This window comes from Mycobacterium sp., assembly GCF_029961025.1.
GTDB lineage: Bacteria > Actinomycetota > Actinomycetes > Mycobacteriales > Mycobacteriaceae > Mycobacterium.
This window is the reverse complement of the sequence record NZ_JASBVP010000011.1, coordinates 89,243-104,198: the sequence shown is the minus strand read 5'-3', so window position 1 is coordinate 104,198 and position 14,956 is coordinate 89,243. Positions and strand designations below refer to the sequence as shown.

General features: G+C 67.4%; 16 protein-coding genes and 1 pseudogene. 6 read left to right on the top strand and 11 right to left on the bottom strand.

The window, feature by feature from the left end:
* Positions 1–4 precede the first annotated feature (4 nt).
* From QJR12_RS13310 to QJR12_RS13295, 4 genes are all read left to right on the top strand, one after another.
* A complete protein-coding gene (locus QJR12_RS13310) occupies positions 5–2,338 on the top strand; it encodes a cbb3-type cytochrome c oxidase subunit I (protein ID WP_300583033.1) in 2,334 nt (777 codons plus the stop codon).
* A gap of 3 nt (positions 2,339–2,341) precedes the next feature.
* Positions 2,342–2,968, top strand: a complete 627-nt coding sequence (locus QJR12_RS13305) for a hypothetical protein (protein WP_300583031.1) — start codon at positions 2,342–2,344, stop codon at positions 2,966–2,968.
* Positions 2,965–3,762: a slipin family protein gene (locus QJR12_RS13300; protein ID WP_300583028.1), complete on the top strand. Its 798-nt coding sequence runs from the start codon at positions 2,965–2,967 to the stop codon at positions 3,760–3,762. The genes QJR12_RS13305 and QJR12_RS13300 overlap by 4 nt, the downstream gene beginning before the upstream one ends.
* Positions 3,763–3,880: 118 nt before the next feature.
* A complete protein-coding gene (locus QJR12_RS13295) occupies positions 3,881–4,861 on the top strand; it encodes an NAD(P)H nitroreductase (protein ID WP_300583025.1) in 981 nt (326 codons plus the stop codon).
* Between the two features lie 7 nt (positions 4,862–4,868).
* Here the strand turns inward: QJR12_RS13295 and QJR12_RS13290 are convergent, their stop codons facing one another.
* Genes QJR12_RS13290 through QJR12_RS13275 form a run of 4 tightly spaced genes read right to left on the bottom strand, consistent with a single transcriptional unit; the run spans position 4,869 to position 8,659 of the window.
* Positions 4,869–6,098 carry a dihydrolipoamide acetyltransferase family protein gene (locus QJR12_RS13290; RefSeq protein ID WP_300583023.1) on the bottom strand — a complete coding sequence of 410 codons (1,230 nt, stop codon included), beginning with the start codon at positions 6,096–6,098 and terminating at the stop codon, positions 4,869–4,871.
* Positions 6,091–7,101: an alpha-ketoacid dehydrogenase subunit beta gene (locus QJR12_RS13285; protein ID WP_300583020.1), complete on the bottom strand. Its 1,011-nt coding sequence runs from the start codon at positions 7,099–7,101 to the stop codon at positions 6,091–6,093. The genes QJR12_RS13290 and QJR12_RS13285 overlap by 8 nt, the downstream gene beginning before the upstream one ends.
* Positions 7,098–8,177, bottom strand: coding sequence for a pyruvate dehydrogenase (acetyl-transferring) E1 component subunit alpha (gene pdhA, locus QJR12_RS13280; protein ID WP_300583018.1), 1,080 nt, complete (start codon positions 8,175–8,177; stop codon positions 7,098–7,100). Before pdhA ends, QJR12_RS13285 begins: the two co-directional genes overlap by 4 nt.
* Before the next feature lie 32 nt (positions 8,178–8,209).
* Positions 8,210–8,659, bottom strand: a complete 450-nt coding sequence (locus QJR12_RS13275; protein WP_300583016.1) for a CBS domain-containing protein — start codon at positions 8,657–8,659, stop codon at positions 8,210–8,212.
* A 630-nt stretch (positions 8,660–9,289) separates the two neighbouring features.
* Here QJR12_RS13275 and QJR12_RS13270 point away from each other — a divergent pair.
* Entirely contained in the window at positions 9,290–9,730 is a 441-nt protein-coding gene (locus QJR12_RS13270) for an OsmC family peroxiredoxin (RefSeq protein ID WP_300583013.1), read from the top strand.
* A gap of 25 nt (positions 9,731–9,755) precedes the next feature.
* Here the strand turns inward: QJR12_RS13270 and QJR12_RS13265 are convergent, their stop codons facing one another.
* The 7 genes and pseudogenes from QJR12_RS13265 to QJR12_RS13235 form a co-directional block, all read right to left on the bottom strand.
* Complete coding sequence (locus QJR12_RS13265; protein WP_300583010.1) at positions 9,756–10,226, bottom strand: hemerythrin domain-containing protein; 471 nt, start codon at positions 10,224–10,226, stop codon at positions 9,756–9,758.
* Between the two features lie 3 nt (positions 10,227–10,229).
* Positions 10,230–10,577: a carboxymuconolactone decarboxylase family protein gene (locus QJR12_RS13260; RefSeq protein WP_300583007.1), complete on the bottom strand. Its 348-nt coding sequence runs from the start codon at positions 10,575–10,577 to the stop codon at positions 10,230–10,232.
* Positions 10,578–10,720: 143 nt separating this feature from the next.
* The gene (gene tal, locus QJR12_RS13255; RefSeq protein ID WP_300583004.1) at positions 10,721–11,845 is read right to left on the bottom strand and encodes a transaldolase; all 1,125 of its coding nucleotides are present in this window, start codon (positions 11,843–11,845) and stop codon (positions 10,721–10,723) included.
* A 287-nt stretch (positions 11,846–12,132) separates the two neighbouring features.
* A pseudogene (acnA, locus tag QJR12_RS13250) lies at positions 12,133–12,918 on the bottom strand (aconitate hydratase); the annotation flags it as partial.
* The gene (locus tag QJR12_RS17765) at positions 12,887–13,072 is read right to left on the bottom strand and encodes an aconitase family protein (protein ID WP_366526313.1); all 186 of its coding nucleotides are present in this window, start codon (positions 13,070–13,072) and stop codon (positions 12,887–12,889) included. The gene QJR12_RS17765 and the pseudogene acnA, both read right to left, overlap by 32 nt.
* 108 nt (positions 13,073–13,180) lie before the next feature.
* A complete protein-coding gene (locus tag QJR12_RS13240; protein WP_300583001.1) occupies positions 13,181–13,513 on the bottom strand; it encodes a cupin domain-containing protein in 333 nt (110 codons plus the stop codon).
* Positions 13,514–13,628: 115 nt separating this feature from the next.
* Positions 13,629–14,390, bottom strand: a complete 762-nt coding sequence (locus QJR12_RS13235; protein WP_300582998.1) for a helix-turn-helix domain-containing protein — start codon at positions 14,388–14,390, stop codon at positions 13,629–13,631.
* Between the two features lie 83 nt (positions 14,391–14,473).
* Here QJR12_RS13235 and QJR12_RS13230 point away from each other — a divergent pair, with 83 nt between their 5' ends.
* Positions 14,474–14,947 carry a hypothetical protein gene (locus QJR12_RS13230; protein ID WP_300582995.1) on the top strand — a complete coding sequence of 158 codons (474 nt, stop codon included), beginning with the start codon at positions 14,474–14,476 and terminating at the stop codon, positions 14,945–14,947.
* Positions 14,948–14,956 lie beyond the last annotated feature (9 nt).

The following is a 14,956-nucleotide window of genomic DNA, read 5'->3' as shown; positions in this document are numbered from 1 at the left end:
CCAGATGGAGCATCAGGCGGCGGCGACGCAGCACCCCCGGGCGGTGACCTCTGCGCCATTGATCGGCAAGGGCTGGATCCAGGCGGTGGCCCTGGTGCTGATCTTCGGTTTCCTGGTGTTGGGTGTCCTGGTCTACCGCACCTACAGTGCCTCGATGCCGTTGCCCGACAAGGTGGTCAGCGAGTCCGGCCGACTGCTGTTCACCGGAGCGCAGATCACCCGCGGGCAGCAGATCTACCAGGCCCACGGCCTGATGGAGTACGGGTCGGTGCTCGGGCACGGCGCCTACCTCGGGCCCGACTACACCGCGGAGTATCTGCGCCTGGCCACCGACGATGTGGCCAATCAATGGCGCGCGGAAGGCGTGGCCGACCCCCGTGACCTGGTGGTCAGTGAATTTCGCACCAACCGCTACCACCCGGGAACCAAAACGCTGGTGTTCACCGACAAGCAGGCCCGGGCGTTCGACGACATTCAACACCACTACGCGGCGTACTTCGGTGAGGACTCCAGCAAATACGGGCTGCTGCCGGGAGCGATCACCGATAAGGCGCAAATCCATGACTTGACGGCATTTTTCGCGTGGACGGCCTGGGCGTCGGCGGCGCTGCGGCCCGGCCATGACTACAGCTACACCAACAACTGGCCGCCCGAGCAGCGGGTGGACAACGGCCCGACCGCGCAGCTGATCGTCTGGTCGGCGCTGTCGCTGGTCGCGCTGCTGGGCGGCATCGGTGTGATGCTCGCCGTTTACGGCCGCTGGAGCCAGCAGGTGGGCTGGCACAGCGCCGAGGCGACCACGCTGTCGTTTCGCGAGCCCGGAGAGGTGAGCCTGACCCCGGCGCAGCGGGCCACGGTGTGGTTCTTCGCGATCGTGTCGGTGCTGTTTTTCGCGCAGACCCTACTGGGCGCGGCCGCCGAGCACTACCGGGCGGACTTGAGCAGTTTCTTCGGGCTGGACCTGGCCCGGCTGTTGCCGTTCAACCTGGCGCGCACCTGGCATGTGCAGCTGACGCTGTTTTGGACCGCGGCGTCGTATCTGGCCGGCGGCATCTTTCTGGTGCCCTTCATCGCGCGTCGTGAGCCGCGGCGGCAGTCCTGGCTGGCCTACGGGTTGCTGGGCGCGGTCGCGGTGGTGGTGTTCGGCTCGCTGATCAGCGAGGCGCTGTCGATCTACGGGGTGATTCCGGCGGGAACGTTGTTCTCCCAGCAGTGGGAGTATCTGGATCTGCCGCGGCTATGGCAGATCTTGCTGATCATCGGGATGTTTTTGTGGATCGCGATCATCTGGCGGGGAATGCGGGCCCGCTTGCGCGGGGAATCGAAGACGAACCTGCCGTGGATGTTTTTCTTCGCCGGGTTGGCGATCCCGACGTTCTACACGATCGGGCTTTTGGCCGGCAGCGCCACCCACTACACGGCCGCCGATTTCTGGCGGTTCTGGGTGGTGCACCTGTGGGTGGAGGACTTCTTGGAGCTGTTCACCACGGTGATGGTGGCCTACATCTTCGTGCTGCTGGGGGTGGTGCGCGAACGGGTCGCCCTGGGGGTGATCTACCTGGACATCATCTTGTACTCGGCCGGCGGGGTGATCGGCACCATGCATCACCTGTACTTCTCCGGCACCCCGGTGGAGCACATGGCGCTGGGGGCGTTCTTCTCGGCCGCCGAGGTGATTCCGTTGACGTTCCTGACGGTGGAGGCGTGGGCGTTTCTGCAGCTGGGCTCGCGTCAGCAGGCCGGTGACGCCAGGCCGTTCCCGCACCGCTGGGCGGTGATGTTCCTGGTCGCGGTCGGGTTCTGGAATTTTCTGGGTGCCGGCATCTTCGGGTTCCTGATCAACTTGCCGGTGGTGTCGTACTACCAGATCGGCACCGCGCTGACGGCGAACCACGGGCACGCGGCGATGATGGGGGTTTACGGCATGCTCGCCGTGGGGCTGGCGATGTTCGCGTTCCGCTATGTGATCCCGCCCGACAAGTGGCCGGAGAAGTGGGCACGACTGTGTTTCTGGTCGTTGAACATCGGTTTGGCCTGGATGGTGTTCGCCACCCTGCTGCCACTGGGGGTGCTGCAGCTGTATCACTCGGTCAACGACGGCTACTTCGAGGCGCGCTCCCTGGGCTACATCACCCGGCCGGGGAACGCGCTGCTGGAGTGGATGCGCTTACCCGGCGACGTGATCTTCATTGTCGGCGGGGTGGTGCCGTTCATGTGGATCGCATGGACGGCCCTGCGGAATTTCCGCTCGGGATCCACCGCCCAGGAGTTGCCCGAGCATCCGCTCTACATCGAGGCCGGGGCGCCGGCCGGCCCGACGACCCCGGCCAAGGAGTGAGCGATGAGCGCACCCGAGGTGTCGGTGTGGCTGGTCAGCGGGTACGCACTGGTCCTGGTCGCGCTGGGGTGGGGTTTCGACGAGATGGCGCGGCGGGTATCGCGGCGCGCCGCGCGGTGGCGCACCGGAGGTTTCAGCTATCGACCGGATCATGACGCGTGGGTGTGCCCGCAAGACCACTGGCTGTGGCCGACATCGTTCGATCCGATCCACCGGGTGCTGCGGTATCGGGCGTCGCCGGTGGTGTGCAACAGTTGCCCGGTGAAGCCCGCCTGCACCACATCGGATCACGGGCGGGAGATCACCCGTGAGATCGATCCGTGGCCGCATTCGGACGCCGGCCGGTTCCACCGCGGCATCGCCTGCTCGGTGGCGGGGCTGGGTGTGCTCATGCCGCTGGGGATGCTGATCGGCCACCACGCGGCCACCGACACGCTGTTGCTGCTCGTCACCGTCGTGGTGGTGGTGATCGCAGGGCTGCCGCTGGCGCGTCACCTGTGGAACACGCCGTCGAACGCGCCCGAGCATCTGCCGCATCGCTGCGGCCTGGAGGATCAGGCCGCCGCTGCGATCGACCGGTACTCCACTCGCTGGGGCGGCGGGTGGGCGGAACCGAAAGATCGCCGGTGAGCGCCGTGGTGATCGGCGTGGCCGCCGTGGTGGTGGCGGTGGTGGCCGCGTTGTCGTTCGTCTCGCTGGTGGTGCTGCGCGAGTACGAGCGTGGCGTGGTGTTTCGGATGGGTCACATCAGGCCGCTGTACCGGCCCGGCCTGCGGTTCCTGATTCCATTGGTGGACAAAATGATCCGCGTTGACCAACGGCTCGTCACGCTGACCATCCCGCCGCAGGAGGTGATCACCCGCGACAACGTGCCGGCACGGGTGAACGCCGTGGTGATGTTTCAGGTGGTGGATCCGCTGAAAGCGATTCTCGCGGTGGAGAATTACGCGGTCGCTACCTCACAGATAGCCCAGACGACGTTGCGGTCGCTACTCGGTCGCGCCGATCTGGACACCCTGCTGGCGCATCGAGAAGACCTCAACACCGACCTGCGGGCGGTCATCGAAAAGCAGACCGAGCCCTGGGGTGTGCAAGTGCGGGTTGTCGAGATCAAAGACGTCGAGATCCCCGAGTCGATGCAGCGGGCGATGGCCCGCGAAGCCGAGGCTGAGCGGGAACGCCGGGCTAAAGTCATCAACGCCCGCGGGGAACTGCAGGCCTCCGAGGAGCTGCGCGAAGCCGCCGAGACGTTGTCGAAAAACCCGGCGTCACTGCAACTGCGCTATTTGCAAACCCTTCTGGAGCTGGGCGCCGACCAGAACTCGACCGTGGTGTTTCCGCTGCCGGTGGATATCATCACCCCGTTTTTGAGACACCCCGAGGTGTTACACGACATCGCCGGTGCGATAATCGAGCGCCGCTGAGGCGTGGCCGGGCCCTCAGCCGCACAGGGTCCAATGGCAGTACACCGAGGACCAAGTGCCCTGCCGGCGTCGGCGGTTTCCGGGGGAGACTTACGGCAGGCGAGAATCGGAGGTCCGGATGGCTGCTACGACCCCGCCCATTGACGTCATCAAGGACGCGGTGCGGTTAGCTTGCCGAGCGCCGTCGCACTACAACGCCCAGCCGTGGCAGTGGGTCCTGGCGAGAGCCGTCGTGCACCTGTTTTTAGACCCCAGCCGGGTGATGACCTCCGACCGGTCGGGCCGGGAGGCGGTGATCGGCTGCGGCGCGGCGCTAGACCACCTTCGGGTGGCGATGGCCGCGGCCGGCTGGCAGGCTGAGGTCGAGCGGTTCCCCGATCCCGGGGATCCCAATCATCTGGCGTCGATTCGTTTCAGCCCGGCGCGGGCGGTGACCGCCGCTGACCGCCGCCGCGCCGACGCGATTGCGACCCGCCGCACCGACCGGTTGCCGTTCATGGCGCCCACCGACTGGGAGTCCGTGGAGCCGGCGCTGCGCAACGCCGTTGACGGCGATACCGTTCGGCTCGACGTGCTGCCCGAGGAGATGCGGTCATGCCTGGCGGACGCCTCCCGCCTCGCCGATTCGCTGCGCCGCTACGACTCCGCCTATCATGACGAACTAGCCTGGTGGACAACGCCGTTCGAGGCATCGGAGGGCATTCCCTACAGTACGCTGGTGTCGGCGGCCGAGAGTAGGCGGGTCGACGTCGCCCGGGCGTTCCCGGTCACGCACAACCCCGAGCGGCGCACCGAAATCGCCGAGGACAACTCGACGATCCTGCTGCTCTCCACCCGCGATGACAGTCGCGCCGCCGCATTGGCAACCGGCGAGGCCCTCTCCGGCGTGCTGCTGGAATGCACGATGGCCGGCTTGGCCACCTGCCCGGTCACCCACATCACCGAACTCCAGGTCACCCGGGAGATGGTCGCGGAGTGCCTGGGGGGCGAGATCATGCCCCAGGTTTTCATCCGCGTGGGCGTGGCCCCCGCCACCGAAGTGCCGCCACCGGCGACGTCGCGGCGGCCGCTCGACGAGGTGCTGCGGGTGCAGCAGTGACGGCCGCTCACAGCAGCATGCGGGTGGGGTGCTGCAGCAGCGTGGCCAGGTCGGCGAGAAACTGCGCGCCGGCGGCGCCATCGAGGACGCGATGGTCGATGGCCAGGGTGAGGGCCATGGTGGTGCCCACGGTCAGCCGGCCGTCGCGGACGATCGGGCTCTGGGTTGCCGCGCCCACCGCGAGGATGGCTGCCTGCGGCGGATTGATGACGGCGGTGAACTGGTCAACGCCGTACATGCCGAGATTGCTGATGGTGAAGGTCGCGCCGCTGATCTCCTCGAGCGACAGCCGGCCGTTGCGGGCGCGTTCCGCCAGGGTGTGAGCCTCCCGGCTGAGCTGGGAGAGCGTCTTGCGGTCGGCGTCGTGTAAGACGGGCACCACCAGCCCGTCCGCCACGGCGACGGCCACGCCGATGTGGATGCGGCGATGCCGCAGCAGTCGGGTCTCATCCCAGGAGGAGTTGACCTCGGGATGCGTGCTAAGCGCCTGCGCGCACGCTTTGACCAGCAGATCGGTGACGCTGACCTTGATGCCGGCGGCCGCCAGCTCGGTGTTGACCTGGGAACGCAAGGCCAGCAGCGCGTCGGCGTGCACCACCCGGGTGAGGTAGAAATGCGGTGCCTGCCGGGCGCTTTCGGCGAGGCGCTGCGCGGTGATCCGGCGCACCCGGGTCAGCGGGATCTCCTCGGTGTCCGCGCCCACCGGGGCGGGTGTCACCGGCGACGGTGCCCGCCCGGGCGCCGGCGCAGCGGCGGACGCCGCGATCGCTTTGTCGATATCGGCCCGGATGATCCGCCCCCCGGGGCCGCTTCCGGTGAGGGTGGCCAGGTCGATCCCGTGCTCGCGGGCCAGCCGGCGCACCAGCGGGGTCGCACGCACCGCGGTGTCGGCGGGCGCGGGGCCGGGGGGAGGCGCAACCGGCGCGGGCGGGGCCGGTGCGGCGGGTGCACCCGGTGCGGTGGGGGTCGGCGGGGTTGCGACGGCGGCCCCGGGTGCGCTCGGGGCCGAGTCGATCACCGCGATCGGGGTGCCGATCGGCACGGTGGTGCCCTCCGCCACCAGGATCCGGGTGAGGATTCCCTCGTCGTAGGCCTCCAGCTCCATGGTGGCCTTGTCGGTTTCGATCTCGGCCAGCACGTCGCCCTTGTGCACCGGATCGCCCTCGTGCTTGAGCCAGCTGCCGATGACCCCCTCTTGCATGGTGTCCGACAACCGGGGCATCAGCACCTCAGGCATGGGTCACCTCCGGTGTGGAAAACCCGCTGGCGTCAAGGGTTTCGCGGATGACGCGGGTCAGCGCGGCGGCGTCGGGCAGCGCGGCCAATTCCAGCGGTTTGGCATAGGGCAGCGGTACTTCGGCCGCCGCCACCCGCCGGATCGGGGCGTCCAGGTAGTCGAAGGCACCCTCGGCGATGGTGGCGGCGACCTCGGCACCCACACCGTAGGACAGCCAATCGTCTTCGAGCACCACGGCCCGGCTGGTTTTGCGCACCGAGGCGCAGACGGTGTCCCGGTCCAGCGGGCGCAGGCTGCGCAGGTCGATCACCTCCACCGAGATGCCCTCGGCCCGGAGCCGCTCGGCCACACCCAGGGCGACGACGGCGGCGCGGGAATAGGCGACGACGGTGATGTCGGTGCCGGGTTTCATCACCGCGGCGGTGCCGATATCGACGACGTGCTCGCCCTCGGGCACCTCGCCGGTGGTGTTGTACAACGCGAGGTTCTCCACCACCAGCACCGGGTCGTCGTCGCGGATGGCCGCGGTGAGCAGCCCCTTGGCGTCGGCCGGGGTGGCCGGCGCCACCACCTTTAATCCTGGCACGTGGGCGTACCAGACCTCGAGGTTCTGCGAGTGCGTGGCGGCCAGTTGCTGGCCACCGCCGCCGGGGGTGCGGATCACCAGCGGCACCCGCGTTTGCCCGGCGAACATCGCGTGCATCTTGGCGGCGTGGTTGACGATCTGGTCGATGGCCAGCAGGCTGAAGTTGATCGTCATGATCTCCACAACCGGGCGCAGGCCCAGCATGGCCGCGCCGATCGCCGCGCCGACGAAGCCCTCCTCACAGATGGGGGTGTCGCGCACCCGGCGCGGGCCGAACTCGGCCAGCAGCCCGGCGGTGATCTTGTAGGAGCCCTCGAACACCCCGATTTCCTCGCCGATGAGCAGCACGTTCTCGTCGCGCAGCAGCTCCGCGCGCAGCGTGTCGTGCAGCGCCTGCCGGTAGCTGATCACCGTCATGCCGACACCACCGGGTCGCCCGGCCGGCCCCGGTAGGTGTTGGCCACCGGGGTGGCGTACAGGTCGTCGAACAGCGATTCCACCGGGGGGGCCGGGGCGCGGTCGGCGGCGTCGACGGCCTCGGCGACGGTCCGCTCGATCTCGGCGTCGATACCCGCCGCGCTGTCGGCATCGAGCACGCCGGCGTCGATGAGCCGCGCCCGCAACGCCGGCACCGGGTCGGCGGCCCGCAGCCGTTGTTTTTCGTCCTCGCTGCGGTAGCGGTCCGGGTCGACCACCGAGTGCCCGCGGAGGCGTTCGCAGACGGTTTCCAGCAGCATCGGCTGGTGCTCGCCGCGGGCGCGGTCCAGCGCGTGGCGGGCGGCGTCCCGCACGGCCAGCACGTCGTTGCCGTCCACCCGCTGCCCGGGAATGCGGTAGGAGCAGCCGCGCTTGAACAGCTCGGGTTCACCGGAGGCGGCCTCAACCGGCGTGCCCATGCCCAGGCCGTTGTTGACGATGACGTACACGATCGGCAGCCGCCACACGGCGGCGAGGTTGAGGCACTCGTGGAAGGCGCCGATATTGGTCGCGCCGTCGCCGAGCACGCACATCACGGCGTCACAAGCCGGGCCGGGGTCGGTGCGGTAGGCCAGCGCCAGCGCGGCCCCGGTGGCCGGCGGGATCTGACCGCCGACGATCGCGTAACCGCCCAACAGCCGGTGCTCCGGGTCGAACAGGTGCATGGAACCTCCCCGCCCGCCGGACAGACCGGTGGCGCGCCCGAAGAGCTCGGCCATGACGCGGGCCGGGTCGGCACCGCGAGCCAGCGCATAGCCGTGGTCGCGATAGGTGGCGAACAGGTAATCGGTCGGCCGCAGCGCCGCCATCAGCCCGACCACGGTGGCTTCCTCACCGAGGTTGAGGTGGCAGTAGCCGCCGATCTTGGCTTTGGTGTACATCTCCGCGGCGCGTTGCTCGAAGACGCGGATCAGCATCATCTGCCGGTAGTAGCCCCGCAGCACCGCCGGGTCCTCGGTCAGCGGCCGCCCACCGGCCGTGACCGGTGGGCTCGCTGTCGGTGAGGTCTCCACCATGCGCATGTCTCCTACTGTTCGACCCCGTGTGACTAGCTACCGGGAGAGGGCTCGTGGAGCGCGAACCGCTCGGCCCCGGCACCGCATTTGGGGCAGGACTGCGGCGGGTGCGGACCGCGCACCGCCTCCCCGCACACCTGGCAGACCCACTCGGGGACCAGCAAAGCCACCACGTCGCCGCGGCTGACGATGCCGACCAGGCGGGTGCCGGCCAGCACCGGAACCCGATGGATCCGCCGTTCGACGAGCAGGTGCCGCACATCGTCGACGTCGGTGTCCTCGGTGACGCTGATCACCGTCGAGGACATCATCTCGGCGGCGGTGGCGCCCCGGCGGGCAAGCAGGTCGTACTCGCTGAGCAGCCCGACCACTGCGCCGGAGGTGTCGACCACCGGCACTCCGCTGATCCGGTGCTCCCGCAAGACCGCGGCCACTACCGGCGGGGGTGCCTCCGCGGGGACGGTCACAACCGGGGTGGTCATGATCTCCTTCACCTTCACCGGGCCGCTCCCCGGTCGGTGGGCGCCGCCATGCCGTCGCCGGCGGCCCGCGTGCACGGCCCCCAGCGGCCATCCGGGCTGCCCGCCGTGTCCATGTCCATGATCGTAATTGCCTCGCCGGCCAACGGTCGCCAGGTTCCCGCCCGCGCATGGGGGCGCCGGCCCGTCGGGCACACTGCACCGGGGTGAGGGCCAATGGAAGGTGGCCGGGCCGGTGACCGAGCCGCCGGAGATCGCCGACATCGCGACGCAGGCTCTCCGACGTTGTGGAGTGGCCGGCTGGCAGTGAGCCAATCGCCCCAGATGATGCCGTGGCAGAAGGCGATTCGTAGCGCCGGCGACGCGAAAGCATCCCCGACGGCTATCGAGCCAGCTGTATTGGCCGCCTAATGATGAAAGTCACTGCGTCACAGGCTGTCGTGATTACCAACAGCGTTGCCGGTCGCATGGCACCTGGAGTTGAACCCTGCCGGTCGGCGCCTTGCTTTTCCGACCCGCTTTTCCGGGCCGCGGATCCTGCGCAGCCTAGATTTTTATACAAACGACATTGTAGAAACGTTATAGTGGAGCGGCGCCGGTCGGCGCGCCCGAAGATCGGTTGAGGAGACGGTGATGAGCATCGCGGAGCGGACCATGAAGGTCACCTGGGAGGGCACCCTGGCCTCGGGCCTGGGAAAGCTGTCGGAGGGGAGCAGTGGTGCGCTGGATGGCCTGGAGGTGACCTGGGCCGCCCGGACCGAAGATCCCGGCGGAAAGACCAGTCCGGAGGAACTGTTGGCGGCGGCGCATTCGTCGTGCTTCGCAATGGCGTTGGCGCTGAAATTAGGTGAGAACAACACGCCGCCGCAGCGGATGACGGTGACCTCCACGGTGACCCTCGACGAGGTCGACGGCCTCCCGACGATCACGACGTCCCGGCTGACCGTCAGAGCCCAGGTGGCGGGTCTCGACGACGAGGGGTTCGCCGCCGCGGTGGATCAGGCCGCCGCGTTGTGTCCGGTGTCGCGGTTGTTCGCGGGTGCGCAAGTCAGCGTCGACGCCAGGCTCGACTGAGCGTCGCGAACGGTGTCAGGGCGCGTCAGCCCGCCTGCTGGCACACCCAGCCGTCGGGGACGCGGCCGGTTTCGAGGAAGCGGGCTAATTCCGCGCGCGTAGCCGCCGGTACGGCGGTATCGGCGTGGGGATAGATGACGGGCTCTTCTTTCGAGTTGTGCTGATAAAGCTGCTCCAGCAGCCGACGGCAGGCATCCCGCAGCTGGTCACCGTCGGCCCCGTCAGCGAGCAGATCGTCGAGAATGTCCATGCTCTGCCACATTTCGCCGTGCTCACGCAGCATCACCAAGATCGGCATGACCATGCCGGCCTCGCGGATCGGCGGAAACAGGAAGACCTCTTCGAGGTAGATGTGACGACGCAACGCCTCAAGTGCTGCAGTCAGGTGTTCCGGCTGGACGGTGTCACAGTCGAGACTTTGGATGAAAGCCTCTATCCCGCCATCGATTTCGCGATGTTCATGTTCCAGAATGGCAGCTAGAGCGTGGTCGGACACCCATCAACTCCTTTCGCTGGCTTCGCATCTGGCGAGTTCTTCTAAGGCCAGCGTGGCGTGAGCGTAGGCGGCGCCGGCCCGCATCTCGGAGGCGACCCAGATGGCCTCCATGATCTCTTGGTCGCTGTTACCTTTCCGGCGGGCGAGGCGGGTGTGGCCCCGAATGCAGTAGGGGCATTGGGTAGTGTGAGCGACGGCGACGGCGATGAGTTGTTTGGTTTTCTCCGGTAGGGCACCCTCGGCGAACACCGTGCGGCTGAACGCCTCGAACGCGTCGTGGGTGTGTGGGGCGAGTTCCTTGCGGCGTTGATGAACCTCCGGGGTGGTGGGGTGATACATCCCCTCGGCCATGAGATTTCTCCTCATCTGTGTTTTTCATCTGTGTTCGGTGTTTGCTTATCGGTGTTCTGTGTTGGCCGGTCGGGCCGCGCTGACCGAAATCGAATCGACCGGAAGCCGGTGGCCGGCGCATGGATTGCGGTCGCGGGGGATAGTCATCGGGCAGCGGCCGGATCGCGGGTTTTGTGCAAGGCGCGCGCCAGTTGGTCGGCCAGCTGAGTGTAGGCATCGTCGAATTTGGCAACACCGTCCTCTTCGAGACGGGTGACCACGTCGTCGTAGTCGACTCCGACGGCGGCGAGCCGCTCGAGTACCTCCCGGGCTTCCGCGTAGTGCTCGCGTATCGAGTCGGCGGGGATCACGGCGTGATCAGCGACCGCACGCAGTGTTGACTCCGGCATGGTGGTCACGACACCGGGGGCGACCAGCTCGACCACGTAGCGGGTATCGGGGTAGGCAGGATTTTTGGTGGATGTGGAGGCCCACAGCGGCCGCTGCGGGCGCGCACCGAGAGCCTGCAGCGCCCGCCAGCGGTCGGTGGTGATCATCTGCTGGTAGTGCTGGTATGCTAACCGCGCATTGGCGATGGCGGCCTTGCCGCGCAGCGCGGCGGCCTCCCCGGTGCCGATCTCGGCTAGCCGGTTATCGACCTCGGTATCCACTCGAGATACGAAAAACGAAGCGACAGAACAGATTTCACGTAAATCTTGACCCTCGTTCCGGGCTTGTTCCATGCCATCGAGGAATGCCGTCATCACCTGCTGGTAGCGAGCGAGGGAGAAGATGAGCGTGACGTTGACGCTGATCCCTTCGGCCAGACAGGCCGTGATCGCCGGCAGCCCCTGGCGCGCGGCTGGAATCTTGATGAACAGGTTCGGGCGGTCCACCATCCACCACAGCGCCTGGGCTTCCGCGATCGTCGCGTCGGTATCGTGCGCCAGGCGCGGGTCCACCTCGATCGATACCCGTCCGTCGACGCCGCCGGTGGCGTCATACACCGGCCGCAACACGTCACACGCCCAGCGCACGTCGAAGGTGGTCAGCGCGCGCAGTGCCTCGCCGACGTCAACACCGCGCACCGCCAAATCACGGATCTGCTCCCGATAGGCGATCCCATGGGAGATCGCCTTGGCGAAAATCGCGGGGTTTGTCGTCACCCCGCTCACGTGTTGGCGGCGGACCAACGCGGCAAGGCTGCCGGAGAACAGCCGCTCTCGGCTCAGATCGTCCAGCCAGACGGAAACGCCGGCGGCGGTGAGGGCTTTCAGGGCATCGGCCATGAGTACGGCTCCTTCCTTGCCGATATAGAGGCCAATACGGGCCGATAGGGGTTGTCAGGCATCGTTTACACACCTGTGGCTGATCGGCTCCTCTCGGTCACCGGCGCACTGGCGGGAACGTCGTCAAGAACATGCAGTGTCATCAGCCCATTCGTGGTGAATGGTCTCTGGCCATCATGTTTTGTACCAAGTGTTTTTGCACCAAGTGTTTGCACAATGGTTATTAGAAAAATTCTACCGCACAGCGCCTGCGGTTGGGAAGCGATGCCGGGAAGTGACGCGGCACCTTAGCGCCCTTCGAGCACTTTGCGCAGCACGTAGGGCATGATTCCGCCGTGGCGATAGTAGTCGGCTTCGCCGGGGGTATCGATACGCACCACCGCGTCGAATTCCACGTCGCCGGCATGCACGTGCACGGTGTGCGGCACCGAGCCGTTGAGCGCGCTGACACCGGTGATGTGGAAGATCTCCTCCCCGGTGAGCCCGAGGGCGTCCGCGTTTTGTCCCTCGGGGAATTGCAGCGGCAACACCCCCATGCCGATCAGGTTCGAGCGGTGGATGCGCTCATAGGATTCGGCGATCACCGCGCGCACCCCCAGCAGGGCAGTGCCTTTGGCGGCCCAGTCGCGCGAGGACCCGGAGCCGTATTCTTTACCGGCGAGAATCACCAGCGGCGTGCCGGCGTGGGCGTAGTGCACCGCCGCGTCGTAGATCGTCGCGATCGGGCCCTTCGGCTCGGTGAAATCGCGTGTCCACCCGCCTTCGGTGCCCGGGGCCAGCCGGTTGCGCAACCGGATGTTGGCGAAGGTGCCGCGGATCATCACCTCATGGTTACCGCGACGTGAACCATAGGAATTGAAATCCTTGCGCTCAATACCGCGTTCCAACAGGTACTTTCCGGCGGGGGAGTCGCTTGCGATGGATCCGGCCGGACTGATGTGGTCGGTGGTCACCGAGTCGCCCAGCTTGACCAGCACGCGGGCGCCGACGATGTCGGCGACCGGCTCATGCCGACGGCTCATGGCGTCGAAGTAGGGTGGTTTACGCACATACGTCGACCCGGGATCCCATTCGCCGGGTGTCACCACCGAGTTCGCCGATGGCGTCACGCATCGCGACCAGGTCCACCACGCACGGCACCCCGGTGAAGTCCTGCATCAGCACCCGGGCCGGGGTGTAGGCGATCTCGCGGCCGTGCGCGGCCATCGGGTCCGTCTTTGAAACCATGGCAAACCTTTCACCGGGTAACCGCTGCCGCCGGGCGTGTCTGTTCGCACGTGTCTCAGTGGCTGTCGTGCGCCGGGCGGTCTCGGGATTCCCGCGCCGACCCGTCGCCTACGGCCTTTTGGCCACGGTCAGCAGGACGGCCGAGTCCTCGAAAGCATCGAGGCGGTGTTTGGCGTTGGGAATCACCAGGAGGTCTCCCGCTCGACCGATCCATTCGCTGTCACCGGCGGTGAGGCGAACACGGCCGGCCAGCACCTGTAGGGTCGCCTCACCCGGGTTGTCGTGGTCGGTGAGTGCGTGTCCTTCACGCAACGCGATGACGGTCTGGCGCAGGACTTGCTCGTGACCGCCGAAGACCGTGGACGCGCTGCGCCCGCTGCGTTCGGTTGCGGCGCGATCCAGCTGCTCGCGAGCCAAAGCCGTCAGTGAGAACTTCTTCATCTACCAGACCCGTCGTTCGTGAGTTCGCCGGTGACACAGTCTCCCCGGGTCGGTTTGAGTGTACCGCCGGGCGGCTGTCACCATCGCCACAGTGGCGATTTCGGCTGTGGGAGGCTCAATCAGCCGACCGCGGCACCCTGGCGGCGCGGCGCGGCGGTTTCTTCCGGGGGCGCCCGGGGGCGCGGGGGTGCCCGGGGGCGCGCACCACAACACAGCAGCGGCCGTTACGAGGCGCCAGTGCCGCCCGGTCGGGCTGATCACCGACGGCCTCGAGTATTCCCCGGATGAGCTGCAGGTTGAGCCCACAGACCAACTCGGTGTGCTCACGCGCCAGCGAGCCGAACGGACAGTTGCGCAATTCGATACCGCCGTCGGGTGTTTCGACGGGCTCATAGCCACACCCGCGCAACGCGGCGAGCACTCCCCGGCCCGCCCTGGTGGCGCGCCCGGCCCGCTGGGCGGCGACTGCCACCGCGTCGCGCACCGAGTCCGAGTCACCGGCGGCAATTGCGTCGGCGAGCAGCTCGGCCAGCAACCCGTAATTGCGCGGCGGCACGCCGGCCAACAGCTCCTGCTGGGCGCGCAGATACCGCTTGGCGGGGCGCCCCGCCCCCGGACCCGACCGACCGGGCGGTCGGGCATAACTGACGGTGAGAATCCCCGCATCGGCCAGTTTGTCGAGATGGTAGGCGGCAAGCTTGTGGCTGATGCCGGCCGCCGCCGCCACGTCGTCGCGGGCCACCGGTTCGTCACGGGATGCCACATATTCATAGAGTCGGCGCCGCAGTGGGTCGGCCAGACTGCTCAGCCGGGCCACGGCGTCAAGGTCAGCACCGGCACCGATCTTCACCCCCTCAATGTAATGCCTGTCCGTCATGCCGTTTGGCGTTGACAAGTGGGCTGGTGCGTCGCAGTCTAACACATATAGAATTTAGCAATAGAAGTATTCGAGGAGGTGCCATGACCGCCGCCAACACGCCCAGCACCCGAACACCCGGCGCCGCCGACATCTGGCAGCGGGCCCGCCATGATCCCGCCTACGCGGCGTTCTGGCTCTTGCGCATCGGTTTTGTGGTGCTGCCGATCTGGATGGGCCTCGATAAGTTCATGCAAGTTCTTTACCCCCGGTGGCCGGAAGCCCTGGCTCCGTGGATCGTCGATCTCGCCAAAGGCCTCGGCCTGACCGCGCAGGGTGTGATGTACATCGTCGGCGTCATCGAGATCGTCGCGGGTATTGCCGTGGCGATCAAGCCGCGCTATGCGGCCTACGTCGTCGCCGCATGGCTGGGCGGCATCATCGTCAATTTACTGACATACCCGTGCTGCTATGACATCGCACTGCGTGACTTCGGGCTGTTGGTCGCAGCGCTGGCGCTGGCATTGCTCGGTGCCGCCTATGACCGCCCGGGGCTGTCCGGAGCGCCGCGCGGATAGCGATAACAC